This window comes from Brevundimonas huaxiensis (assembly GCF_014218725.1).
Lineage (GTDB): Bacteria > Pseudomonadota > Alphaproteobacteria > Caulobacterales > Caulobacteraceae > Brevundimonas > Brevundimonas huaxiensis.
The window spans coordinates 182,562-205,318 of record NZ_JABBJE010000003.1 but is presented as its reverse complement, the minus strand read 5'-3'; the positions used below and the strand labels follow the sequence as shown (position 1 = coordinate 205,318).

Here is a 22,757-nt window from a genome sequence, read left to right as displayed (position 1 = left end):
TCCCCTCCTGATGGGATCGGTTTTCAGCGACATGGCTGGCCTACCCTTTGTTGAACCTGGCGGACGAGGCCGCCGCGGTGGACTGGCGTTCGACCAGGATCGGCCGAACGATTTCGCAAGCGGTGTCCGTGGCGTCGGCGGTCGCGCCGGCCTGGACCAGGCCGATCAGGCGTTCGACGCCCCTACGGCCGATTTCCGCGATATTGACGCGCATGGTCGTCAGCGCAGGCCGCATCAGCGCGGCGATGGGCACGTCGTCGAAGCCGACGACGGCGATGTCCTCAGGACAGCGCACGCCGGCCTCCTGGAAGGCCAGAAGCGCCCCGACAGCCATCATGTCATTGGCGGCGAAAACGGCGTCGGGCCGCTCTGTCATGGCCAGAAGCTGGGTCGCGGCGCGGTGCCCCGAGGCCTGAGAGAAGTCGCCCTCGACGATGATCGGGTCATGACCGTCCAACGCCGCCGTATAGCCGGCCGCGCGCGTGTCCGCCTCGATATTGCCGGCGGCGCCGCGAATGTGGGCGATCCGCCTGCGGCCAGTGGACAGCAGATGCTGGACCGCGCCGACGGCGCCGCCGTGGTTGTCGATCATGATGGACGCCCGGCCGGGCTCGGCCGCGCCGCCGTTCATCAGCAGGACCGGCATCCGACCGGCGAACTCTGACGACAGGTTCGCCGCGCCCAGATGCGGCGACAGCACGATCATGCCGTCCACCCGCCCGCGCATCGAACGTACGGCCGCCAAGGTGTCTTCCGCGCCGTCATGCGAACTGGAGACGATCAGGTGCTTGCCGTGAGCGCGGGCGGCCAGGTCCATGCCCCGGATCAACTCGGAGAAGAACTCGCCGAACAGGTCAGGCAGGATGACGCCGATCGTGTCGTTCTTGCTGGTCGACAAGCTGCGGGCGCCGAAGTGAGGGACGTAGCGAAGATCCTCGACCGCATCGAGCACGCGCTGGCGCGTCGCGTCCGAGGTCACGCCCAAGCCGTTCAGTACACGAGACACGGACGCCACCGATACATTGGCGCGTTCGGCGACGTCGCGCATGGTGGCGGCCTTGGCGAAGGGCTGGCCCTCCTGCCGTGCAGACGCAGCGCTAGGCGCGGCCATGTCCAATTAAATTCTCCCTGCTCCCTATCGTCCCGGCCCCTTTTCGAAGATCCGTCGATAAGCGATGTAAGCGGTTACATGACACAGGAGCGATGTGCGCCGCAAGCGCCGTTCGGCCAAATTTCGGGCGATTTTCGATCTCTGCTCGAGCCGTCCCAACGAGCCACGGGCGCTAAGCCGCTGCTTTAGCTTCACTCTTCGCAGGCTCCTTCCGGCGAACGGAATAAGGCGAACGCGGTGGGCGCGCGCCTTGGTCGCACCAGCCGTCGGCGATCTGCGTCGCGGCTGCGGCCTCATACGAAAAGGCCCGCGCCGCCGAAGCTGCACGGGCCGCAATCACAATGCGAAAGACGAATCTATGCCGGGTTAAGCTCATCCAGCTTGCCGCGCAGCATCTGCAGCATGGCGGAGAAATCGCGGCCGCCGTGCCCGATCCCGTCGAACAGGGCGTAAAGCGCCTCGGCCTGTGCGCCCAGAGGCGTCGAGGCGCCGGATTTCGCCGCTGCGTCCTGGGCCAGCTTCAGGTCCTTCAACATCATGGCCGTGGCGAACCCGCCCTGATAGTCGCGGTTGGACGGCGCGGTCGGCACCGGACCCGGCCAGGGATAGTAGCTGGTCACGCTCCAGCACTGCCCCGAAGACTTGGACGCGATCTCGAAGAACCGTTCGGGATCCAGGCCCAGTTTCTCGGCCAGGGCGATGGCCTCGCACGTGCCGAGCATGGAGATGCCGAGCAGCATGTTGTTGCAGATCTTGGCCGCCTGCCCCGCGCCATGATCGCCGGCGCGGATGGTGATGCGGCTCATAGGCTCCAGCGCTGCCTCGACGCGGGCGAAGTCGCCCTCATCGCAGCCGACCATGAAGGCCAGCGTGCCCGCATCCGCCGCCGCGGTGCCGCCTGACACAGGCGCGTCGGCAAAGGCGTAGCCGGCCGATTTGGCAAGACCGGCGACCTTGCGCGCGGTTTCGACGTCGATGGTCGAACAGTCGAGCAGCAGGGCGGTCGACGGCGCCGCGCCGATGATCTGTTCGGAATAGACCTTATGCACATGCGGCCCGGCCGGCAGCATGGTGATGACCACCTCGGCGTTCTTGACCGCCTCGGCGACCGATCCGGCCGCGACGCAACCCGCCGACGCGGCCCGCTCCAGCGCCTGCGCCGACAGATCGAAGGCGGCGACCGCATGGCCCGCCTTGGCCTGGTTCGCAGCCATGCCGCCGCCCATATTGCCCAGGCCGATGAAGGCGATCTTGGTCATGGTCTCTCTCCCTTTTTGTCGTCCGCTCATCCCCGCGAAAGCGGGGACGTGGTCAGGCCAGCGGCGTCCATTTTTCATTGTCCGGCGAAGGCGCGAACAGCGCATCCAGCGTCTCGTCGGTAACGCCCGACAGGTCCGCCGGGGACCATTTCGGCGAATTGTCCTTGTCCATGATCACGGCCCGCACGCCTTCCTGGAAGTCGTGGGTGCGCACCACGCGGCCGCCCAGGGCGTACTCCATCGCCATATTGTCGGCAAAGCTGGTCAGCGTCGCGCCCGTGCGGATCTGGCGCAGCGAGACCTTCAGCGACTGTGGCGACTTGGTCTTCAGCGTTTCCAGCTGCTTCAGCGCCCAGTCCGAGCCGTCCGCCTCAAGCGCCTGGAAAATCTCTTCAACCGTGTCGAAGGCGAACAGCCGGTCGATGGCCTGGCGGTGGGCCGGCAGCGGCGCAGGCCCCGCGTCCCCGGCGTGGCGCGCCACGACCGACGACGGATCGGCGGCCTCGCCCATCAGATCGGCCTTCAGCGCCTCGACGCGATCCGCGGGCACGAAGTGCGTGTGGATGCCAAGGGCCACCGTATCCGCCGCCTTCAGCCGCGCGCCTGTCAGCGCCAGCCACACGCCGGTCTGGCCCGGCAGGCGCGGCAGGAACCAGCCGCCGCCCACGTCGGGGAACAGGCCGATCCCTGTCTCGGGCATGGCGTAGGTGGTGCGCTCGGTGGCCACACGAATGTCGGCCGGCTCGGAAATGCCGACCCCGCCGCCCATGACGATGCCGTCCACGATGGCGATGATCGGCTTTGGATAGTCGAACATCAGGTGGTTCAACCGATACTCGGCCAGGAAGAAGGCCTTGGCCTCCGACGCATCGCCCGCACCGCTTTCGGCGATCATGCGAATGTCGCCGCCCGCGCAAAAACCCCGCTCGCCGGCGTGGTCTATAAGTATGGCGGAGACGGAGGGATTCGAACGCCAGGCCAGCAGCGCCTCCGTCATCGCGTCGCACATCGCCCGGTTCAGCGCATGGATCGCCTTGGGTCGGTTCAGGGTGATGCGACCAACGCCGTTTTCGATCCGAGTGACGACCTCGGCCTCGTTCACTTGGTCATCTCCCGCGCGATGATCACCCGCATGATCTCGTTGGTGCCTTCCAGAATACGGTGGACCCGCAGGTCGCGCACGATCCTTTCGAGCGGATAGTCCTTCAGATAGCCATAGCCGCCGTGCAGTTGCAGGGCCTCATCGGCGATCTGGAAACAGGCGTCGGTGGCCAGGCGCTTGGCCATGGCGCACCACTTCGTCTTTTCCGGATGATCGGTGTCTATGGCCCAGGCGCCGCGCAGCACCATCAGTCGCGCCGCCTCCAGCTCCGTGGCCATGTCGGCCAGCCGGAACTGCAGCGCCTGAAACTCGCCGATCGGGCGGCCGAACTGTTTGCGGGTAGCGACGTAGTCCTGCGCCGTCTCCAGCGCCAGCCGCGCCCCGCCCAGCGAACAGGCGGCTATGTTCAGGCGCCCGCCGTCCAGACCCGCCATGGCGTAGCGGAACCCCGCCCCCTCTTCGCCCAGCAGATTGGCGACCGGCACGCGACAGTCGTCGAACTGGACGATGGCGGTCGGCTGGGCGTTCCAGCCCATCTTCCTTTCCTGCGCGCCAAACGACAGGCCGGGCGTGCCGGCTTCGACCACGATCGCGCTGACGCCCTTCGGACCCTCGCCGCCCGTGCGGACCATGACGACATAGACGTCGGACGTGCCTGCGCCGGAGATGAAGGCTTTGGACCCGTTCAGCACATAATGGTCGCCGTCGCGTACGGCCGTGGTCCGCAGCGCCGCCGCATCCGATCCCGAGCCCGGCTCGGTCAGGCAGTAGGAGGCGATCTTCTCCATCCCGACCAGCGACGGCACGAACCGGCCGCGCAGATCGTCCGACCCAAACCGGTCGATCATCCACGTCGCCATGTTATGGATCGAGATGAAGGCCGCCGTCGCCACGTCGCCGCGCGACAGCTCCTCGAAGATCACCGCCGCCTCGACCCGGCCCAAGGCCATGCCGCCGTGCTCCTCAGCCGTATAGATGCCGCAGAAGCCCATTTCGGCCGCCTGTTTCATCACCGCGACGGGGAAATGTTTGTCCTCGTCCCAGCGCGCCGAATGCGGCGCCAGCTCGGCCTCGGCGAAGGCGCGGGCGGCGTCCTGAATGGCGCGCTGGTCGTCGTTGAGAGCGAAATCCATGACGACCTCAGCGCATCGTCGGAATGACGAACGAACTGTCCGAATGCTCCAGCGCCGAGTCGGGCCAGCGGGCCGTCACGGTCTTGGTCTTGGTCCAGAAGCGGACGCCCTCCATGCCGTGCTGGTTGATGTCGCCGAAGGCCGAACGCTTCCAGCCGCCGAAGGTATGGTAGGCGACCGGCACCGGGATCGGCACATTGATCCCGACCATGCCGACATTGACCCGGGCGGCGAAATCCCGCGCCGCGCGGCCGTTCTGGGTGAAGATGGCGACGCCGTTGCCGTACTGGTGGTTCGACGGCAGGGCCAGCGCCTCCTCGAACGTCTCGGCCCGCATGATCTGCAGCACCGGACCGAAAATTTCCTCCTGATAGGACGACATCTCGGGTTTCACATGGTCGAACAGCGACGGACCGATGAAATAGCCCTTCTCGTGACCTTGCAGGCTGAAGTCGCGACCGTCGACGACCAGTTCGGCGCCTTCCTGCACGCCCTTTTCGATCCAACCCGCGACACGCTCGCGGTGCTGAGCCGTGACGACGGGGCCATAGTGGGCGCCCGCATCGGTCGAGACGCCGACCCGCAACGAGGGGATCTCGGCGACCATCCGCTCGCGCAGTTCGTCGGCAGTCTTCTTGCCGACCGGCACCACGACCGGCAGCGCCATGCAGCGTTCGCCAGCCGAACCATAGGCCGCGCCGGACAGATCCTTGATCACCTGATCCATGTCGGCGTCGGGCAGAACGATGCCGTGGTTCTTGGCGCCGCCCATCGCCTGGACGCGCTTATGGTTGGCGGCGCCCGTCTGATAAACATAGTGAGCGATATCGGACGAGCCGACGAAGCTGACGGCGTGAACCAGCGGATGGGTCAGGATGGCGTCCACCGCCGTCTTGTCGCCGTGCACCACGTTCAGCACGCCGTTCGGCGCTCCGGCTTCCAGCATCAGTTCGGCCAGACGCACCGGCACCGACGGATCGCGCTCTGACGGCTTCAGCACGAAGGTGTTGCCCACCGCGATGGCCACGCCGAACATCCACATCGGGATCATGGCCGGGAAGTTGAACGGGGTGATGCCCGCCACCACGCCCAGCGGCTGGCGCATCGAATAGACGTCGATGCCGGGGCCGGCGCCTTGAGTATATTCGCCCTTCAGCGCGTGCGGGATGCCGCAGGCGAACTCGATCACTTCCAAGCCGCGCTGGATGTCGCCCTTGGAGTCGGCGATGACCTTGCCGTGTTCGCTGGACAGCAGCTCGGCCAGTTCGTCCATCCGCGCCTCGACCAGGCGTTTGAAGTCGAACATGACGCGGGCGCGGCGCTGGGGATTGGTCGAAGCCCAACCGTCAAAGGCGTTCTGCGCCGCCTGGACCGCACGATCGACCTCGCCCGTCGTTGCCAGTTGCACGCGAGCCTGCACATCCCCGGTGTTGGGATTGAACACGTCGCTGAAGCGTCCGGACGCACCGTCGAAAGCCGCACCGTCGATGAAGTGGCGAATGTCGCGCATGGCCTGGATGTCCCTGTTGGTTCTTTTGTTGAGGCTATGGCTATCACCCCTGCGCGCGGGTCGATAATGCAAAGTTGCAGGCAACATTCTGCGTTTTTGCAAGACGACTGGACGGCCATGTACGACTGGGACGATCTGCGCATTTTCATCGCCGCGGCGCGCGCAGGCTCACTGGGCGGTGCGGCGCAGCGGTTGGGCGTCGACGCCGCCACGGTCGGGCGTCGGGTCGCCCGACTGGAGAGCGCGCTGAAATCCACCCTGGTCGTCCGCTCGACCACCGGGCTTCAGCTGACCGCCGCCGGCGCCCAGTTGCTCGATATCGGTCTGGAGGCCGAAAGCGCGATGGAGGCCGCCGGCCGCGTGACCCAACCGGATGCGCCGGCCGGCGTCGTTCGCGTCAGCGCGTCCGAGGGGTTTGGCGTCACCCTGATGGCCCCCGCCCTGCCCGCGCTGCGCCTGGCCCATCCGGGTCTAAGGATCGAACTGGCGGCCACCTCCGGCTTCCTGTCGCCGACGCGCCGCGAGGTCGATATGGCGATCACCCTAGCCGCGCCGCATGCCGCACGCCTGATCGTCGAGCCGCTAACGCCGTATCAACTGGCCCTCTACGCCTCGCCCGATCACCTGCACCGCAACGGCGTTCCGAAGACCGTCGACGACCTGAGCCGCTTCGACATCGTCGGCTATATCGACGATCTGATCTATGCGCCCGAGCTGCGCTATCTAGACGAGGTCCAGCCGGGCCTCGCGCCCCACGTCGCCTCATCTTCGATCCGGGCGCAGCGGGAGATCATCGCCGCGGCAGGCGGCGTCGGCGTCCTGCCGTGCTTCCTGGCCGAGGGTCTGGTGCGCGTGCTGCCGTCGATCCTGATCGAGCGTCGCTTCTGGCTGGCCACCCACCGCGACGTTCACGACACCGCACGTTTGCGCACCGTGCGTTCGTGGCTGAAGACCCTGTGCGAAGAACAACAGTCGAGCTTGAGGCCATTCTGACGTCAGCAGAGAAATCGAAGTGTGGTTCGCCGAACACACCCGCGCGTTTTTGAACGTTCGGGGAACGGAGATCTCGTTCAAATCTTAATAGAAGACGAACGAGGCCTGCCATGACACTGACCTTCAGCCTGACATTGATGACGGCCCTGATGGGCGCCCCGACTGGACCGCTGCTCAAGGACGCGGCCCTGTACAGCGCGCCTCAACCCGCCATCGAACGCGCCGTAGCGCCGAAGGCCCAGAGCACCGACCGCTTTAGCGTGCGCCTGCGCTGCACCGCCCTGGCATCTGGCCATGTTACCGACTGCGTCGTGCTGGAAGAAACCCGTCCGGGCATGGGCTTTGGCGAAGCCGCCCTGGCCCTGATGAACGGCGCCGAGGTCACGCCGATCATGGATCGTGGCCGTCCGGTCGATGCGCCCTTCGAACGCACCATCGACTTCACGCCGTAAGTCAAAGCTCTCCCCATAGGCAAGGTCCCCGGTTGCTTGCAGCCGGGGACTTTTCTTATTCGGCTAGGTCTCGAAGACATGAACGATTTCCCTCGCCCTTGCTGGACGAGGGAAAAGCCGGCCTATCGCGCAGGCGCGATGCGCCACACCGTATTCGACAGGTCGTCGGCGACGAACAGGACACGTTTGGTGCCATCGAACGCGACGCCGACCGGGCGTCCGCGCGCCTTGCCGTCCTTCAGGAAGCCCGTGGCGAAATCGACGGGCTGACCCGCTGGACGACCGGCGTTGAACGGCACCCAGACGACCTTGTAGCCGGACGGATCCTGGCGGTTCCAACTGCCGTGCATGCCAATGAAGGCGCCGTTGGCGAACGACCCGCCAAAACCGCCATTGCGGGCGAAATCCAGGCCCAGGGCGGCGACGTGCGATCCCAAGGCGTAATCTGGCCGAATGGCCTTGGCGACCATCTCGGGATTCTGAGGCATCACGCGCGGATCGCGGTTCTGGCCCCAGTAGCTGTAGGGCCAGCCGTAGAAGGCCCCGTCCCGCACTTGGGTCAGATAATCCGGGACCAGTTGCGGCCCCAGTTCATCCCGCTCATTGACGACCGACCACAACAGATTGGTCGTGGGCTCGATGGCCAGGGCCGTCGGATTGCGAATGCCGGTGGCGATGGTGCGCCGTGCGCCGGTCGCCCGGTCGATCTCCCACACCGTGGCGCGCTCTTCTTCGACCGCCATGCCGCGCTCACCGATATTGGAGTTCGAGCCGGTGCCGACATACAGCTTCGACCCGTCCGCGCTGGCGGTCAGGGACTTGGTCCAGTGGTGGTTGATGCGCGACGGCAGCTCCGTCACCCGCTCGGCGGGCGTGGCGATACCGGTCTGGCCCGGCTGGAAGGCGAAGCGAACCAGCGCCCCCTGTTCGGCGACATAGAGATAGCCGTCGACATAGGCTAGGCCGTAGGGCGCATCGAGGTTGTCCACCAGAACGGTCCGCAATTCGGGCGTGCCGTCGTTGTTCGCGTCGCGCACCAGGGTGATGCGATTGCCGCCTTTGATCTTGGTGTTGCCCTGCTTCTTGATGACGCCGGCGATCACATCCTTGGGCCGCATGGCGGGCGCATGGCCGCCGCGCCCCTCTGCGATCAGCACATCGCCATTGGGCAGGACCAGCATCTGACGCGGGATTTTGAGATCGGTGGCGAAGGCGGTGATCGTAAAGCCTTGCGGCACCGTCGGCGTCTCGCCGTTCCAACCTGCCGGCGGGCTGATCTTCATCGGAGGCACCAGAGTCTCATTGACCTTGGGCAGGTCAGGCGTCGCGCCGGTCTGGTTCAGTTTCGGATCGCTGGCGTTCCCGCACGATGCGACCGTCAGGGCCATGGCCAGGGTGGCGGCGCTGGCGGCGAGCAGGTTCTTGTTCATCGGACGCTCTCCCGCGCGGCATAGGCGGTCCAGCCGGCGATCAGGACCAGGATTGTGCAGAGAATCGAAAGGATCAGACCGAAGGCTCCGACGGAGCTCCAGGCGTCCTGGCTATGTTTGAAGGCGTTCACCAGACCCAGCACCCAGGCCAGCGCGAGCGCGACCAGATGAACCGTGGCCCGCCGTGAACGCCCATGGCGCAGACCGACGACGAAATCGAAGATCGAAAACAGGCCAGCAACGCCGCCGAACACCAGCGCTCCGGTGATCAGCCAGGCCGAGAAGTTTGTCCACTGGACCTCGGCCGTCTTCAGATAGGCGATGTCGGTGAACAGGGCGAAGGTGAACAGCGCGATTGGAAACGCCAGCAATAGCCAATGCAACGGTCGAACGACCGCATCCTTCAATCCATGGGTGCTCATGCCAGCCCTCTCCGTAAAGTCTGGCTTGGCTAACCGTCTGAACGGGAAATGGTTCACATCGGCTTTTGCCGCGCCGATCTTGCAGGGGCCGGAGCGAGGAAAGCGTTCTCGCTTGGCGCCTCACACATTGCGTCGCGGATGCGCCGTCAGCCCCCATCGACAATGCCGATCAGCGTCTCGGCTTTACCCGACCCGATTGGACCAATCGGCGTAAAGGTCTAACGCCTTCTGCAGCGAAGATATCCACCAGGAATAGCCGTTGCGTCTTCCGACGCAGATTTCATTCACATCGTCATGGATGGTCTGATCCTTGTCGCCGAAGATCGGACGCCCGGTCACCAGATCGTATTTGCGAGACCAGATCGGTCCCGCCCCGGCCTTGTCGATCAGCTTGCGTCCGTCGTCGGTCATTTCAAAAGACTTGTCATAGACACGCACCGCCTGAAGCCATTCGGCGGCGCCGCGAACGGCGGCCTTGATCTCCGGCGACGGGTTCTCCTCGCCCATCAGGAAGATCAGGATATCGGTTGTTTCGCCGCTTGCGATGGATCGCGGCTCGTAGTTCCGAGCGCTTGTTGGCACCAGCCGCATGGGCTCGACCTGCTGCGGCCAGCCCAACAGGCGATCCCCTTGACGCACCTGGGCCGCGAGGATCACCTCGATCGCCTTTTGGGTCGCCCTGGCCGCCTGTGTCTCCAAGTCAGCCGGCACGAAGTCGAAGCCCTCAGCGCCATGGGCGACATCACGAAGCAGCATGGCCGCGTTCGCCACCGCATTGTCATTGAAGGTGCTGGAGTCGTGGAAGCCGCCTTCGAGCGGCCAGATCTGAGGCCAGCCGCCATTTGGATATTGCGCGTTCAGAAGATACCGCACGCCTCGGATCACGCTGGCGCGCCAGGCGTCGCCGTCGCGTCCCGGCGCGTGCGCGGCGACCTTGGCCAGGAACCGCATTTCCGACCACGTCGCCTCGTTGTCCAACGTACCGACGAAGGTCCAGAAGCGATCCGCCGGCGCATCGAAGTTCGCCGGGTTCTGCTCCATGGTTTCGGCATCGTTGGAGAACCGCTGACCCGGCAGGCGCGCAATGCTGCGATCCTGGCTTTTGCTCCATCCGCCGGCGGGGGTCTGGAAACTGACGATCGCATCCGCGACGGCCCGGGCTTCGGCCGTGGCGTACCAGTCGGCAGGCCGATCCAGCGGCATGTTGTAGTGTGCGGGTCCGATGGCCTTGGGCGGCGGCGGCGGAGCCACTCCAGCGGGAAGCTCGGCCGCGAGCGCAGCGCGGTCGGCCAGATGCTGGGCCTGGGAGCGTGCCAGATACTCGGCCCACGGACCACGCTCCGCGTCGGGCAAGGCGCCGATCCTGTCGCTGGTCAGGCCCACCGCCGGCGTGTTCAGCCGCAGGACTTCAGCCTGAGCAACGCCGGAAACGCCCCCCACAAGCGCGACCACGCCAAATGCCAGGATCGAACAGGCGGATAGAATTTTCATCGCGCTAACTCCCACAATTTTTGGTTTTTCATGCTTGTCTGGATCGCAGCCCAGTGACGCCGGACGACGCGGTCACCTTGGGGCCTTGGCCGTCCAGGGTGTCGATGTTGCAATCGCGGAAGCGCCAGTTCTCGGCATTGGCGATGGCGCCCGCATCCTGCACATCCCAGTCCAACCGTTCGAAAATGAAGTCTTTCAGCGGCGCTTCGGGATAGGCGGCGGCGGCGAATCCGACTTTGCCGCCGACGGCCTTGATGTTCGACAGGCGAACATCGTGGATACGGGGAATGCCCTGTTCGCGCGGCACGGGCGTGGCGAGCGCGCGCCAGTAATCCGGCACGTCCGCGATTCCGCGCGGGATCTGGGCGTAGCTGTAGTTTGGGTACCAGTTCAGGTTCACTTGCATCAATGTGCGCACGTCCTGCAGATGGATGTCGCGCAGGCGGATGTTGGAGATCACGCCGCCGCGTGTGTGGCCTGATTTGAAGAAAATCCCCAGCGGCACCGGATACTCGATCCTCAGCCCAGAGACTTCGATGTCGTCAAATCCGCCAGATGTCTCCGATCCGAAGGTCATCCCGGCCAGGGCGTCACGGACGATGCAGTCGCGAATCTTCACCTGACGGCACGGCCGGGCTACCCGCAGCCCGTCCCAGTCGCGTCCGGCCTTGATGCAGATCGCGTCGTCGTTGACCGACAGGTCGCATCTCTCAACCAACACCCGCTCCGACGAGTCGATGTCGATGCCGTCCGTCGAAGGTCCGCGTCCGCCGATGTTATTCCTGATGATCAGGTCGGCGACCTTCACATCCCGCGAGTAGCAGACGTGGACGGTCCAGAAGCCCGATCGCGCCAGATTCAGACCGGAAACCTCGACCTGCTGTGAATCGTAAACGTGGACCAACCGCGGACGGCGGCAGTCGTAGTCAGCCGCCCATCGCAGGTCGCGCGGATCATAATCGCGGCGCAGCGCCCAGTAGGAGTCCCAGAAGAGCTTGCCGTCGCCATCGACCAGACCCTCGCCCGTGATCTTGGCGTTCTGTTGCTGATAGACATTCAGCAAGCCGGCGGGCCAGTCCATCTCAACGCCGGCAACACGCGTGCGAACCATCGGATAGGCGGCCAGATCCTGAACGCCGCGCAGAGTGGCGCCGCGTTCGATCGACAGGGTCACCCCCGACTTCACGAATAGCGAACCTGACAGATACAGACCGGGCTTCAGGACCACGACCCCTCCGCCCTGCCCTGCCGCTGCGTCGATGGTGGCCTGAATAGGACGCGTGTTGATGGTCACTCCGTCGCCCATCGCGCCATAGTCGGACGCATCGAAGGTGCGCGAACGGCTCGACTGTGCAAACGCCGGCGTCGCTTGCGTCAAGGCACTGACGACACCCAGTTGCAGAAGCGTGCGGCGATCGGCGCGCATCTAGATCTCCCACATTCTGTTCTTTCGTCTCACAATAGTGGACGATATAAGGCTGGCAAGAGATACCGATAGTTGATCGTCAGAATTTGACACCGGTTACGTTGCGGCTCGCTGTCCAGGTGGGCCACCAACCATCATGCGCCGCCCGGAGCAGCGCCGGAGGAAACATGGCCCTGCCAACCCGACCCTGCCTTGGCCTGATAGCAGTCCTGATGAGCTCGGCCGCCATGTCCGGCCCCGTTCTAGCGCAAACGACCGGAGCCTTGCCGCCGGGCGTCGAGGCTGAATGGCTGGCTGAACGCGATCGCCCCGCCCTTTACACCGACGTGGCAGGCGTGCCGTCTCGAGAGAGCACGATGGCGGCTGTCGAATATGTTGCTTCCTCGCAAATCGCCGCCATGGCCGCCGAGCCGCTCGCTCTATCGACGGGCAGCAACCTGACGCAGATGTCGTCGAACTGGGTCGCAGCCACCTTTTACGTCGGCGCCTCGCGACTTGCGCGCGTCTCGGACGACAGGAGAACCCTGCGCTTTTTGAGCGCCGTGGCCGATCACTACAACTACAGTGTACGGGGCGCGCGCTCGGGCAAGACGATGCTGAACGCCGACGATATCGCGATCGGCGATCTCTACGAAGAACTCTACGCGCGTCGTGGACAGGAGGGCGTGCTGATGCCGCTGCGTCAGCGGCTGGACTGGCAGGTCCCCTATCTGGCCCGGGCGGAAGACACACCGGCGCTGGTCTGGTGGTGGGCCGACGCGCTCTATATGGCGCCCCCGGTCTTCGCCCGGATGACCGCGATCACAGGCGATCCGAAATATCTGAACGCCGCAGACAAGGAATGGCGACGCACAGCGGCGCGGCTGTGGGTGGAGGACGAAAAACTCTTTCTGCGCGACGAACGGTTCAAGGACGAGAACCATCGTGACGCTGATGGCGACCGCATCTACTGGTCGCGGGCCAATGGCTGGGTCATGGGCGGTTTGGTGCGATGGCTGGAATCCGTGCCTGCCGATTTGGCCGGGCGCGGCTTCTATGTCGACCTCTTCCAGAAGATGGCCGGCAGGATCGCAGGTCTCCAACAAGAAGACGGACTGTGGCGCGCCAGCTTGCTGGATCCCGAAGCCTATCCCGAGGCTGAAACCTCAGGCTCGGTCTTTTATGTCTACGCTCTGGCCTGGGGGATCAATCACGGCCTTCTGGATCGCGACATCTACCTGCCGCACGTGTTGAAGGGTTGGGCCGGGCTGAACCGCCATGTGCTTGCGAACGGCCTGGTGGGCGCGGCGCAGAGGACTGGCGATCAGCCCGTATCGACCGACCCTGAGGACGTCGGCCTCTATGCTTCAGGAACCTATATTCTGGCCGGGCTGGAAGTCGCGTCTCTGAATGATCCAGTTCGCTCTCTGCCATTAACGGAACCCACGCGCGACACGGCCGAAGTGATCGCTGCGACCACCCCTGTCCCGCCCGCCCCCGTGACGGTCGTCGGCGCCGAAGAAATCCGACGTCGAGACGCCGAAATGCGTGCGACCTCGGCGCTCTCCTACGATCCATCCGCTCTGAATCGACCCTCGACCATCGAACCGCTGGAGCCGCCGCCGGAAGACCAGCAGCGACCGCGCGCGGTCGCCCGCTTCGCGCCGGATCGTTTGGATGACCTGCTATGGGAAAACGATCGCGTCGCTCATCGCATTTACGGTCCCACGCTTGAAGCGCGCGAGGCGCCGTCTGGCTCGGGCATCGATGTGTGGGCCAAACGGGTCCGCTATCCCTTCATGGACCGCCAGTTGAAGTTCCCGAACTATCACGTCGATCGCGGCGAAGGCCTGGATTATTACGACGTGGGACGCGGCAGAGGCGCCGGGGGTCTGGGCATCTGGTACGACAACAAGCTCTGGACCAGTCGCAACTTCTCCACCTACCAGATTGAGAAAACCGGCGGCGGCGAGGCGCGGTTCAGCGTGACCTACCGTCCTTGGCCTGTCGACGTCGTGCGCACGGTTTCAGAAAGGCGTGAGTTCAGCCTTCCGTTAGGCTCCAACTTTACGCGAATGACTTCCACTCTGACCTCGAACTCCGACGCACCGCTGATCGTCGCGATCGGCATTTCGAAGCGCAGCAACGACAACGGACGGGGCTTCGTCACGCGCGACGCCGCACACGGGCGTCTGATGTTCTGGGAGCCTGAAAACCCCGAGCATGGCTCGCTCGGCATCGCTCTGGCGGTTGATCCCGCCACGGTCGAAGGCTTCACCGAAGACGCCGACAACTATCTGATCCTGGTGCGGGTCACGCCGGGTCAGTCGTTCACCTACTACATGGGATCGGCGTGGGATCGCGGCCTGGACTTCGCCACGCGCAGCGCCTGGGAAGATTTCGTCGCAAACCAAAGGTTCGACTTCCGCCAAGGCGACTAGTCGTAAGCAAAAGGCCTCGCGCCGCGTCGCGCCATTTCCGCCAAGGTCAAAAAAAAGGCGGCGCCGGACATACCGACGCCGCCTGTTTTATTTCGCCGATCTGTTGGGATCAGAAGCGATACCGCGCGCCAATGTAAACCTGGCGGCCAGTGTGGTGATAGACATAGGTGCTGTCACGCGGCAGGCCGATGTCGCCGTGGTTCTGACGATTGGCTTCGTCGGTCAGATTCAGCCCCTCGACAGAAACACTGAGGTTATCGGTCAGGTTATACGATGCTGAAGCGTCGATCGTCGTGGTTTCGGTCTTGCCCTGATACGGGATCAGGCCCGTGGCGCCGTTTGAACCCGGCACGTTCTGGAAATAGGTGTCGCGATAGGCCGCCGACACACGCGCATTGAACTTGCCGTCGTCATAATACAGCGTGGCGTTCCAGGCGTTTGGCGACAGATTGACCAAGTCCGCTGTGACGAAGGCCGCGCAGGTTGCGGTGACGCAATACTGAATCTCCGATTCAACGTGCGTGTAGTTCAGCTGCGTACCGATATTCGACAGCAGGCTGGGCAGGAAGGAGAACGTCTGCTGATAGCTGATCTCGAAGCCTTTCAGCGGGCCGCCCGGCGTGTTTGTGGGCGTGCTGAACTGATAGATGTCGCCGGCAGGACGACCGCCCGCCGGGAAGGCCACAGGGTTCAAGGCCGTCAGTTGGCTGTACGAAAGCGGTTCGGTGGTCGTCTGCACATAGGTCGAGATGTCCTTGTAGAAGTAGGCGAAGGACAGCAGAGCTTCAGGCGCGAAGTAATATTCAACCGACAGGTCGTAGGTCGTCGCCCGATAGGGTTCCAACTCGACATTGCCCAACGACGCCGTATTCGTCGCCGCCCCGGCCGCGCTCAGCGTGAAGACCGGAACCAGACTGGTGACAGGCGGTCGCGCCATGACCTTGGCGGCGCCCAAACGCACGATCAAATCCTTCATCGGCTCGATCGACACGTTCAGCGACGGTAGGGTGTCGTCATATTCGTTCTCGCCCCGGACCGGCGTCGCAACACCACCGACGTTCGAATAACCCAAGGCGTCGACCTCGGTCTTGACCTGACGCACACCGACATTGCCTCGGAAGGGCACACCCATGATTTCCGTGTCCCAGTCGGCCTGGATATAGGCGCCGGTGTCGGTCTCGGTCACGTCACGCCAGTTGCCATAGGTGGACGGATTGCCGTTCAGGCCGATCAGTCGGAAATCACCGCCTGCTACGCCCGTGTCGCAGTTGCAGTTGTAGTTCCAGACTGTTTGCAATGCAGCCAGATCCGGCCGAACCCAGCTGGTCGCAGCGCCTGACGGGAGATCGAGATTGCGACCGAACCCGGTAAGCAGATTGGTGACCGAAGCCATGCTCGTGCCCGCCGGCAGCGCTGGCGAACCGTTGGCGTTGTTTGGGCGCGCGAAAGCGCGGCTGCTCGACTCATATTCCTTGCGGCTGACGCCCGCTTTCAGTGTGAGCCAATCGCTTACGTCGAAGGCGAAGTTGGCCTCACCCGTCGTATAGACGTTTTCCTGGAAGTTCGAACTGATGCGCAGTTCCGAGCGGGGAGGCCGCGCGGTCGGATGCGAGGGTGATCGTCCAAGCGGGCGTGGGCGTCCTTGCCTTGCGCGAGCTCCACACGGGCCACCGAGACGGCGGCGACGTGGTGACCTCGCATCTGCTTCATGAAGTCGATGTCGGCGTCCCCGGTGAAGGCGGGCATCGCCTCCATCATCGTGTTCATCGAGGCCTTGTAGCCTTGGGTGGCGACGGAGTCGCCGGGCGCAGGCGCAGCCATGCCGCCCTCCATTCCGCCATGGGCGTCTGCCGCTGCGGCGGCCTCAGGCGTGGCTACGGCGGGCTCTTCGGCTTGCGGGGAACAGGCCGTAGCCAAGGCGCAGGCGGCGAGGACGAGGCTGATGCGTTTCATGACGGCTCCTTGGGGTCCCGACGTTAGCGACCAGGAGGGCCCATTCGTTCCGCCGACCCTACCGTCCGGCCCGCGCCAAGAGCTCGATCAGCTCGCCGGCCTTGGCCTTGCGATCCTCGGGATCGTCGCCGGTCATGGCGCCCATGACGCAGTGGTCGAGGTGATCCCGTAGCACTTCGGTCTCCACGCGATGGAGCGCGGCTCGAACGGCCTGAAGTTGCGTCAGCAAGTCGACGCAATACCGGTCATCTTCAACCATGCGGGAGATTCCCCGCACCTGGCCTTCGATCCGACTGAGCCTGTTGAGGACTTTGGGTTTCGTGTCGGTTTGCATGCGGCCTGTCCTCCTGAGCACCCCCATATACCCCAGACGGGTATCTTGCGATATACCCCCCCATGGGTATATGTGAGCCCTTCGGTCAGCCGGAGAGAGCGACATGTCCACGCATCCTCACAATCATGCCTCGGGTCACGCCTGCTGCGGGGCGAAGGCCTCGGATGGCGCGGCTACGGTCAAGGATCCCGTCTGCGGCATGTCGGTCGATCCGACGACTACCGCTCACCGAGCCAGTCATGGCGGTCAGGACTATTTCTTCTGCTCGGCGGGGTGCCGGACCAAATTCATCGGCGATCCGATGCGTTACCTGAACCCTCGCGTGGAGGCCGAGCCGGCCGTTCCCGGCGCCATCTACACCTGCCCGATGCACCCCGAGATCCGGCAGGAAGGCCCAGGCTCCTGCCCGATCTGCGGCATGGCGCTTGAGCCGGAGACGGTCACGGCGGAAGCCCCGCCCAACCACGAGCTGATCGACTTCACCAGACGCTTTTGGGTCGGTCTGGTCCTGACCCTGCCGGTCTTCGCCCTGGAAATGGGCGGACATCTGGCCAATCTCCACATGTTCATCCCGGGCCAGATGTCGAACTGGATCCAGTTCGCTTTGGCGACCCCCGTGGTTCTCTGGTGCGGCTGGCCCTTCTTCGAGCGCGGCTGGACATCGCTGCGCACCCGTCGGCTGAATATGTTCACCCTGATCGCCATGGGGGTCGGCGTGGCATGGCTTTACAGCGTCGTGGCCGTCGTCGCGCCAACCCTGTTCCCGCCCGCCTTCCTGAAGGCCGACGGCAGCGCGCCGGTGTATTTCGAGGCGGCGGCGGTTATCACCGTGCTGGTCCTCGTCGGCCAGATTCTGGAGCTGCGCGCCCGCGAACAGACCTCGGGCGCGATCCGCGCCCTGCTGGACCTCACGCCCAAGACCGCCCGCCGAATCCGGGCGGACGGCGTCGATGAAGATGTCTCGCTTGACCAGATCGCCGTCGGCGACCGCCTGCGGGTCCGGCCCGGAGAGAAGATCCCGGTCGATGGCGAACTCCTGGAGGGGCGGGTCGCTGTCGATGAATCCATGGTGACCGGCGAGTCCATGCCGGTGACCAAGGACGTCGGCGACCGCGTCGTGGCCGGCGCGCTCAACAAGACCGGATCCTTCATCATGCGCGCCGACAAGGTGGGCGCCGACACCCTGCTGGCGCAGATCGTCCAGATGGTGGCCCAGGCCCAGCGCAGTCGCGCCCCGATCCAGCGGCTGGCCGATACGGTCTCCGGATGGTTCGTTCCCACAGTGATCGCGATCGCCCTGCTCGCCGCCGTCGTCTGGGGCCTGGTCGGTCCCGAGCCCCGTTTGTCCTACGCCCTGGTCGCCGCCGTTTCGGTGCTCATCATCGCCTGTCCCTGTGCGTTGGGTTTGGCCACGCCGATCTCGATCATGGTCGGGGTGGGACGTGGCGCCCACGCCGGCGTCCTGATCAAGAACGCCGAGGCGCTCGAACGCTTCGAGAAAGTCGACACCCTCGTTCTGGACAAGACCGGCACCCTGACGGAGGGCCGTCCGTCGGTGACGGCGATCCTGCCAGCCCAGGGCTTCGTGGAAGCGGACATCCTGCGTCTGTCGGCCAGCCTCGAGCGGGGCAGCGAACATCCGTTGGCCGACGCGATTGTCCGGGCAGCCAAGGATCGGGACATCCCCCTTACCGAGGCCGTGGACTTCGACAGCCCGGTCGGTCGCGGCGTCCGCGGGACGATTGAGGGCCGCCAGGTCGCCCTGGGCAACACCCGTTTTCTCGGCGAGCTTTCAATCGACGTCTCCGCGCTGGAGCCGAAGGCGGAGGCCCTTCGCCACGACGGCGCCACCGCCATATTCGTGGCTATCGACGGAAAGGCGGCCGGGGTCATCGGCATCGCCGATCCCATCAAGGCCACCACGCCGGCTGCGATCCTCGCGCTGAAAGCGGCCGGTCTGCGGCTGGTGATGATGACCGGGGACAACCGGACGACGGCCGAAGCGGTCGCGCGTCGCCTCGGCATCGACGAAGTCCAGGCGGAGGTTCTGCCGCAGGACAAGGCGTCTGTAGTACAACAGCTTCGTTCGCAGGGTCGGATCGTCGCCATGGCGGGAGATGGCGTCAACGATGCCCCTGCCCTCGCCGCCGCCGATGTCGGCGTCGCTATGGGGGCGGGTTCGGACGTCGCCATCGAAAGCGCCGGCGTCACCCTTCTGGGCGGAGATCTGCAAGGCATCGTGCGCGCACGGCGTCTGTCCCGCGCGGTGATGGGCAACATCCGCCAAAACCTCGTTTTCGCCTTCGGCTACAACGCCCTTGGCATCCCCGTGGCGGCTGGCCTGCTTTATCCCGTCTTCGGCTGGCTTCTCTCGCCTGCCCTTGCGGCGCTCGCAATGGCGCTCTCCTCGGTCAGCGTCATCGGCAATGCGCTGAGACTGCGCGCGGTGAGGCTTTAGCCAGGATAGGCAATCACCAGTCCGCCCACCCACCCAAGGGAGGAACCGGCTGTGACGGGCCGGATTGATTTAGACGCTGACCGCAGTCTCCAGGCATTCGCAGCGGCAGGCGAAGACGAACTGAAATTTCTGAAGAGGATACGGACGATGTCTCATCAACAGATGGACCACGGCGGGCAAGGCAACGCTCGTGGACTCGGCCCTTATCGGAGCCTGTACCTCGAGTTGGCGCTCGATTTCGTCATCATGTACCTGGTCATGTACACGATGATCGCCACGCTCGGTCACTTCTATCTCAACCTGAACAACGTCTACATGACCCTGATGATGGTCGCGCCGATGGCGGTCCTCATGCTCGTCTTCATGCGGTCCATGTACCCGTCGCGCAAAACGAACCTGGTCATTGGAGCGGTCGCCGTCGTGATCTTCGTCGGCAGCTTCGTCGGCATGCGCACCCAGGCGTTCGTTGGCGACGACGAATTCCTGCGATCGATGATCCCGCACCATTCCGGGGCTGTGTTGATGTGCGAGCAAGCCTCCCTGACCGATCCGGAGATCATCGCCCTGTGCGACGGCATCGTGCGTGGTCAACAGGAGGAGATCGCCCAGATGCAGGCGCTCCTCGAGAAGCGTCGCCGCTGACCCCGGCGTGCGGGGGAAGGCCTCAGCCGCCGCCCGCTTCCTCTTCATGAGGGACGCGGTCGTGTGGCGCGTAGAGAAGCAGAAGGCCGGGACCGGCCAAACGTCTGGAGACTGAGTATGCGTTACTTCAACCCCGCGCCCTTCATCGCCGTCGCGGCGGTCGTGGCCTTCGCCGCCGGACCGGCGGCGGCCCACGCTCGCCTGGTCAGCGCCACCCCGGCGCCCGACTCCACCGTGGCCGCGACCCGGACGCTGACCCTGACCTTCAGCGAACGCAGCGTTCCCGCCTTTTCCGGCTTCGACGTCGTCAATGCGGCGGGGGAGAAGATCGCGATCCGCACCTCGGTCGCCGAGGACGGCAGGACCCTCACGGGCGCGCTGGCTCGCCCGCTGGCCGCCGGCGCCTACCGTGTCGACTGGCGTATCGCGTCGAGCGACGGCCACCGCATGACGGGATCCTACACCTTCACGGTGCGCTGACGCCGTGCTGGAAGTCGCGGTCATCGCGCTTCGCTGGCTTCAATACGCCGGCGGCGTCGTCCTTCTCGGCGCGCCGCTGTTCCTTCTCTACAGCTTCAAAGACCCCGACGCGCCGAACCTGGAATGGTCGCGACCGACATTGCGCCTCGCGGCGATCATCGTCGCGCTCGGCTCGCTCGCCGCCCTGGTGGCCCAGACGGCCGTCATGGCGGGGTCGCTGAGCGAAGCCGTCAAACCCGCGTCCCTGTCCTTCATGGTCACCGGCACGGCCCTGGGCATGGCGATGGTCGTGCGGGCCGCCGCCGCCTTGCTTGGGCTTGTCGCCTTGGTCGCCCTGAAACCCGGTCGCGCGCTCTGGAGCGTGACGGCCGCCTTGGGTCTGATCGTGGCCGCCAGCTTCGCGTGGACGGGTCATGGCGCGGCCACCGAGGGCCCTGGCGGGCCCATACATCTCGTCGCCAACATCATTCACGCGGTGGCAGCGGCCTTGTGGCTGGGCGCCCTGGCGGCGTTGACGGCCCTGCTTTTGCGCCGAGCCGGTCCGGACGATCGTGCAATCCATCGCGCCCTGCATGGCTTCGCCGGTCTGGGAACGCTGGCGGTCCTGTTGCTGGTGCTGACCGGTCTCGTGAACAGCTGGTTCCTGATCGGTCCCGAGCGCGTGGCGTCGATCGCGGGCAACCTCTACGGCCAGCTTCTGGTCGCCAAGCTCGTCCTCTTCGGTTTGATGCTGGCGCTGGCGGCGAGCAACCGGTTCCGGCTGACGCCGACACTGGGCTCTGCGCTGGAGACGGGCCAACCCTCCCTCGCCGCCATGAGCGCGCTCCGGCGCAGCCTGTTGGTCGAAACGGGTCTGGGACTCGCCCTGATCGGCGTCGTGGCGGTCATGGGAACCCTACCGCCCCCGGCGTCTCTGTAGCCGCGATCGCGATGATCTGAATGAGGTCGTCGCTCCGCCGGCCATTGAAGTATGATCAGACGATGCCGTTCCTGCGTCATGACCTCGTCCGACTGACGACCGCGCTGCTAGCGGCGTTTGCCGTGCTGTTCGTGTCCACCGCTTCGATCGCCTGCGAAGCTCCGGTCGATCAGGATATGGCGTCCATGTCGATGAGCGGCGACGGCGTCCCTTGCGAGCCGAAGACCGTCAGGATCTCGTGCCATAAGGCGTGTCTGGCCATCTGCCAGGGCCTGGTCCCTCAGGGCGGTGAACCCACCCCCGCACGGGCCTATGCGTCTGTCCTCTATCCATCCCTTGATGCGCGGCATGCCGATTTCACCGCGGAGGCGGACGACCCGCCCCCGCGACGCTGATCCTGTTGAAGAAGACCGAACTCATTCAATCAAACAGAGATCAAAACCATGAAACGCACGCTCACCCTCGCAGCCCTGGTGCTGCTGGCTTCCGGTTCAGCCGCCTTCGCGGCCGCGCCGCACGCCGTGGCGCAGGCCGTATGCGCTTGCTGCGACGCTATCGCAGCCTGCGCGGAAGCCTGCACCTGCTGCTGATCGTATGATCGGGGACGCCCGCCCGCGAGGGCGGGCGTCTTCTCGATGTTCCTCACCGACGTCGCAGGGCCGGCGACCCGCTGGCGCGGGCCTGAGCGTCAGCCGGGCGCGCGCGACGACCAGTGAATGTGGTGGATGCGCCAGCCGTCGGCATGGCGTTTGAGGACCATGGTTTCGGTCGTCAGGCGGTCTACGGCGCGGCCGTTGAATTGGCCCGTGGTGCGGCCTTCGCTGGTGATCCAGGCGATGTCCCCGTCGGCCCATCCCGATCTGCGCGTCACCGTCGCTTCAGAGGCGGCGGCGAAGGCGGCGTCCGAGCCCAGGTGATGGGACGCATACTCGTCGCGCGATCGCTCCGCGCCACCCTCCTCGAAGATCATCACATCCGGCGCCATCAGGGCCAGGGCGACGGCCGTGTCGCCGGCCTTCAGGGCGACGTGAAAGGCGTCGACGGCCGCCGCCGCGTCCGCAGCTTCCGCGGCGACCGAGCCGGCGGCTTGGGCATGCACGTGGGCGTGGTCCTGGGCGAAGGCGGGTGTCGCCGAAAGCACGGCGAGCGACAGGACGAGGGCGAGAGAGGTGCGGGACATGGCGAACTCCGGATTGTGGGTGATCTGAACGGGCTGAGCGCG

Annotated in this window: 22 protein-coding genes; 9 read left to right on the top strand and 13 right to left on the bottom strand. The window is 65.2% G+C overall.

Going from position 1 to position 22,757, the window contains the following annotated elements; translation table 11 throughout:
• Nucleotides 1-40: 40 nt before the first annotated feature.
• From HF680_RS08355 to HF680_RS08335, 5 genes are all read right to left on the bottom strand, one after another.
• Nucleotides 41-1,111 carry a LacI family DNA-binding transcriptional regulator gene (locus HF680_RS08355; RefSeq protein ID WP_197071014.1) on the bottom strand — a complete coding sequence of 357 codons (1,071 nt, stop codon included), beginning with the start codon at nucleotides 1,109-1,111 and terminating at the stop codon, nucleotides 41-43.
• A 356-nt stretch (nucleotides 1,112-1,467) separates the two neighbouring features.
• Nucleotides 1,468-2,370 (bottom strand): 3-hydroxyisobutyrate dehydrogenase, encoded by a 903-nt coding sequence (gene mmsB, locus HF680_RS08350; protein WP_185224730.1) that lies wholly within the window; start codon nucleotides 2,368-2,370, stop codon nucleotides 1,468-1,470.
• Nucleotides 2,371-2,422: 52 nt separating this feature from the next.
• A complete protein-coding gene (locus tag HF680_RS08345; RefSeq protein ID WP_185224729.1) occupies nucleotides 2,423-3,472 on the bottom strand; it encodes an enoyl-CoA hydratase/isomerase family protein in 1,050 nt (349 codons plus the stop codon).
• Nucleotides 3,469-4,605, bottom strand: a complete 1,137-nt coding sequence (locus HF680_RS08340) for an isobutyryl-CoA dehydrogenase (RefSeq protein ID WP_185224728.1) — start codon at nucleotides 4,603-4,605, stop codon at nucleotides 3,469-3,471. Before HF680_RS08340 ends, HF680_RS08345 begins: the two co-directional genes overlap by 4 nt.
• Nucleotides 4,606-4,612: 7 nt before the next feature.
• Nucleotides 4,613-6,115 (bottom strand): CoA-acylating methylmalonate-semialdehyde dehydrogenase, encoded by a 1,503-nt coding sequence (locus tag HF680_RS08335; RefSeq protein WP_185224727.1) that lies wholly within the window; start codon nucleotides 6,113-6,115, stop codon nucleotides 4,613-4,615.
• A gap of 117 nt (nucleotides 6,116-6,232) precedes the next feature.
• Between HF680_RS08335 and HF680_RS08330 the strand changes: the two genes are divergently transcribed.
• Nucleotides 6,233-7,108 (top strand): LysR family transcriptional regulator, encoded by an 876-nt coding sequence (locus HF680_RS08330; RefSeq protein WP_185224726.1) that lies wholly within the window; start codon nucleotides 6,233-6,235, stop codon nucleotides 7,106-7,108.
• Nucleotides 7,109-7,218: 110 nt separating this feature from the next.
• Entirely contained in the window at nucleotides 7,219-7,560 is a 342-nt protein-coding gene (locus tag HF680_RS08325; RefSeq protein WP_045810579.1) for a TonB family protein, read from the top strand.
• Nucleotides 7,561-7,682: 122 nt separating this feature from the next.
• Here HF680_RS08325 and HF680_RS08320 read toward each other — a convergent pair whose 3' ends face one another.
• From HF680_RS08320 to HF680_RS08305, 4 genes are all read right to left on the bottom strand, one after another.
• Nucleotides 7,683-8,948, bottom strand: coding sequence for a PQQ-dependent sugar dehydrogenase (locus HF680_RS08320; protein ID WP_449374901.1), 1,266 nt, complete (start codon nucleotides 8,946-8,948; stop codon nucleotides 7,683-7,685).
• Between the two features lie 38 nt (nucleotides 8,949-8,986).
• Entirely contained in the window at nucleotides 8,987-9,412 is a 426-nt protein-coding gene (locus tag HF680_RS08315) for a DUF2231 domain-containing protein (protein ID WP_039245278.1), read from the bottom strand.
• A gap of 183 nt (nucleotides 9,413-9,595) precedes the next feature.
• Entirely contained in the window at nucleotides 9,596-10,903 is a 1,308-nt protein-coding gene (gene pelA / locus HF680_RS08310; RefSeq protein WP_185224724.1) for a pectate lyase, read from the bottom strand.
• 28 nt (nucleotides 10,904-10,931) lie between these two features.
• Nucleotides 10,932-12,329: a glycoside hydrolase family 28 protein gene (locus tag HF680_RS08305; RefSeq protein ID WP_185224723.1), complete on the bottom strand. Its 1,398-nt coding sequence runs from the start codon at nucleotides 12,327-12,329 to the stop codon at nucleotides 10,932-10,934.
• A gap of 167 nt (nucleotides 12,330-12,496) precedes the next feature.
• On the opposite strand from HF680_RS08305, the gene HF680_RS08300 reads away from it, so the two are divergent.
• Nucleotides 12,497-14,749 carry a glycoside hydrolase family 88 protein gene (locus HF680_RS08300; RefSeq protein ID WP_185224722.1) on the top strand — a complete coding sequence of 751 codons (2,253 nt, stop codon included), beginning with the start codon at nucleotides 12,497-12,499 and terminating at the stop codon, nucleotides 14,747-14,749.
• Nucleotides 14,750-14,858: 109 nt separating this feature from the next.
• On the opposite strand, the gene HF680_RS08295 is transcribed toward HF680_RS08300, so the two are convergent.
• From HF680_RS08295 to HF680_RS08285, 3 genes are read right to left on the bottom strand one after another with little or no spacing between them, the layout of a single operon-like run.
• Entirely contained in the window at nucleotides 14,859-16,328 is a 1,470-nt protein-coding gene (locus HF680_RS08295) for a TonB-dependent receptor (protein WP_185224832.1), read from the bottom strand.
• Complete coding sequence (locus tag HF680_RS08290; protein WP_235968894.1) at nucleotides 16,259-16,702, bottom strand: DUF305 domain-containing protein; 444 nt, start codon at nucleotides 16,700-16,702, stop codon at nucleotides 16,259-16,261. Before HF680_RS08290 ends, HF680_RS08295 begins: the two co-directional genes overlap by 70 nt.
• A gap of 58 nt (nucleotides 16,703-16,760) precedes the next feature.
• Nucleotides 16,761-17,036, bottom strand: a complete 276-nt coding sequence (locus tag HF680_RS08285; protein WP_040349360.1) for a metal-sensitive transcriptional regulator — start codon at nucleotides 17,034-17,036, stop codon at nucleotides 16,761-16,763.
• Nucleotides 17,037-17,139: 103 nt separating this feature from the next.
• On the opposite strand from HF680_RS08285, the gene HF680_RS08280 reads away from it, so the two are divergent.
• The 6 genes from HF680_RS08280 (at nucleotide 17,140) to HF680_RS08255 (ending at nucleotide 22,125) form a co-directional block, all read left to right on the top strand.
• Nucleotides 17,140-19,494 carry a heavy metal translocating P-type ATPase gene (locus HF680_RS08280; protein ID WP_185224721.1) on the top strand — a complete coding sequence of 785 codons (2,355 nt, stop codon included), beginning with the start codon at nucleotides 17,140-17,142 and terminating at the stop codon, nucleotides 19,492-19,494.
• Between the two features lie 147 nt (nucleotides 19,495-19,641).
• Nucleotides 19,642-20,136, top strand: a complete 495-nt coding sequence (locus tag HF680_RS08275; protein ID WP_230974793.1) for a DUF305 domain-containing protein — start codon at nucleotides 19,642-19,644, stop codon at nucleotides 20,134-20,136.
• Between the two features lie 117 nt (nucleotides 20,137-20,253).
• A complete protein-coding gene (gene copC / locus HF680_RS08270; protein ID WP_165117293.1) occupies nucleotides 20,254-20,616 on the top strand; it encodes a copper homeostasis periplasmic binding protein CopC in 363 nt (120 codons plus the stop codon).
• Nucleotides 20,617-20,620: 4 nt separating this feature from the next.
• Nucleotides 20,621-21,535, top strand: coding sequence for a copper homeostasis membrane protein CopD (gene copD, locus HF680_RS08265; RefSeq protein WP_185224720.1), 915 nt, complete (start codon nucleotides 20,621-20,623; stop codon nucleotides 21,533-21,535).
• A 62-nt stretch (nucleotides 21,536-21,597) separates the two neighbouring features.
• Nucleotides 21,598-21,930: a hypothetical protein gene (locus HF680_RS08260; protein ID WP_185224719.1), complete on the top strand. Its 333-nt coding sequence runs from the start codon at nucleotides 21,598-21,600 to the stop codon at nucleotides 21,928-21,930.
• 48 nt (nucleotides 21,931-21,978) lie between these two features.
• A complete protein-coding gene (locus HF680_RS08255; protein WP_185224718.1) occupies nucleotides 21,979-22,125 on the top strand; it encodes a hypothetical protein in 147 nt (48 codons plus the stop codon).
• A gap of 98 nt (nucleotides 22,126-22,223) precedes the next feature.
• Here HF680_RS08255 and HF680_RS08250 read toward each other — a convergent pair whose 3' ends face one another.
• Complete coding sequence (locus HF680_RS08250; protein WP_185224717.1) at nucleotides 22,224-22,715, bottom strand: YybH family protein; 492 nt, start codon at nucleotides 22,713-22,715, stop codon at nucleotides 22,224-22,226.
• Between the last annotated feature and the right edge of the window lie 42 nt (nucleotides 22,716-22,757).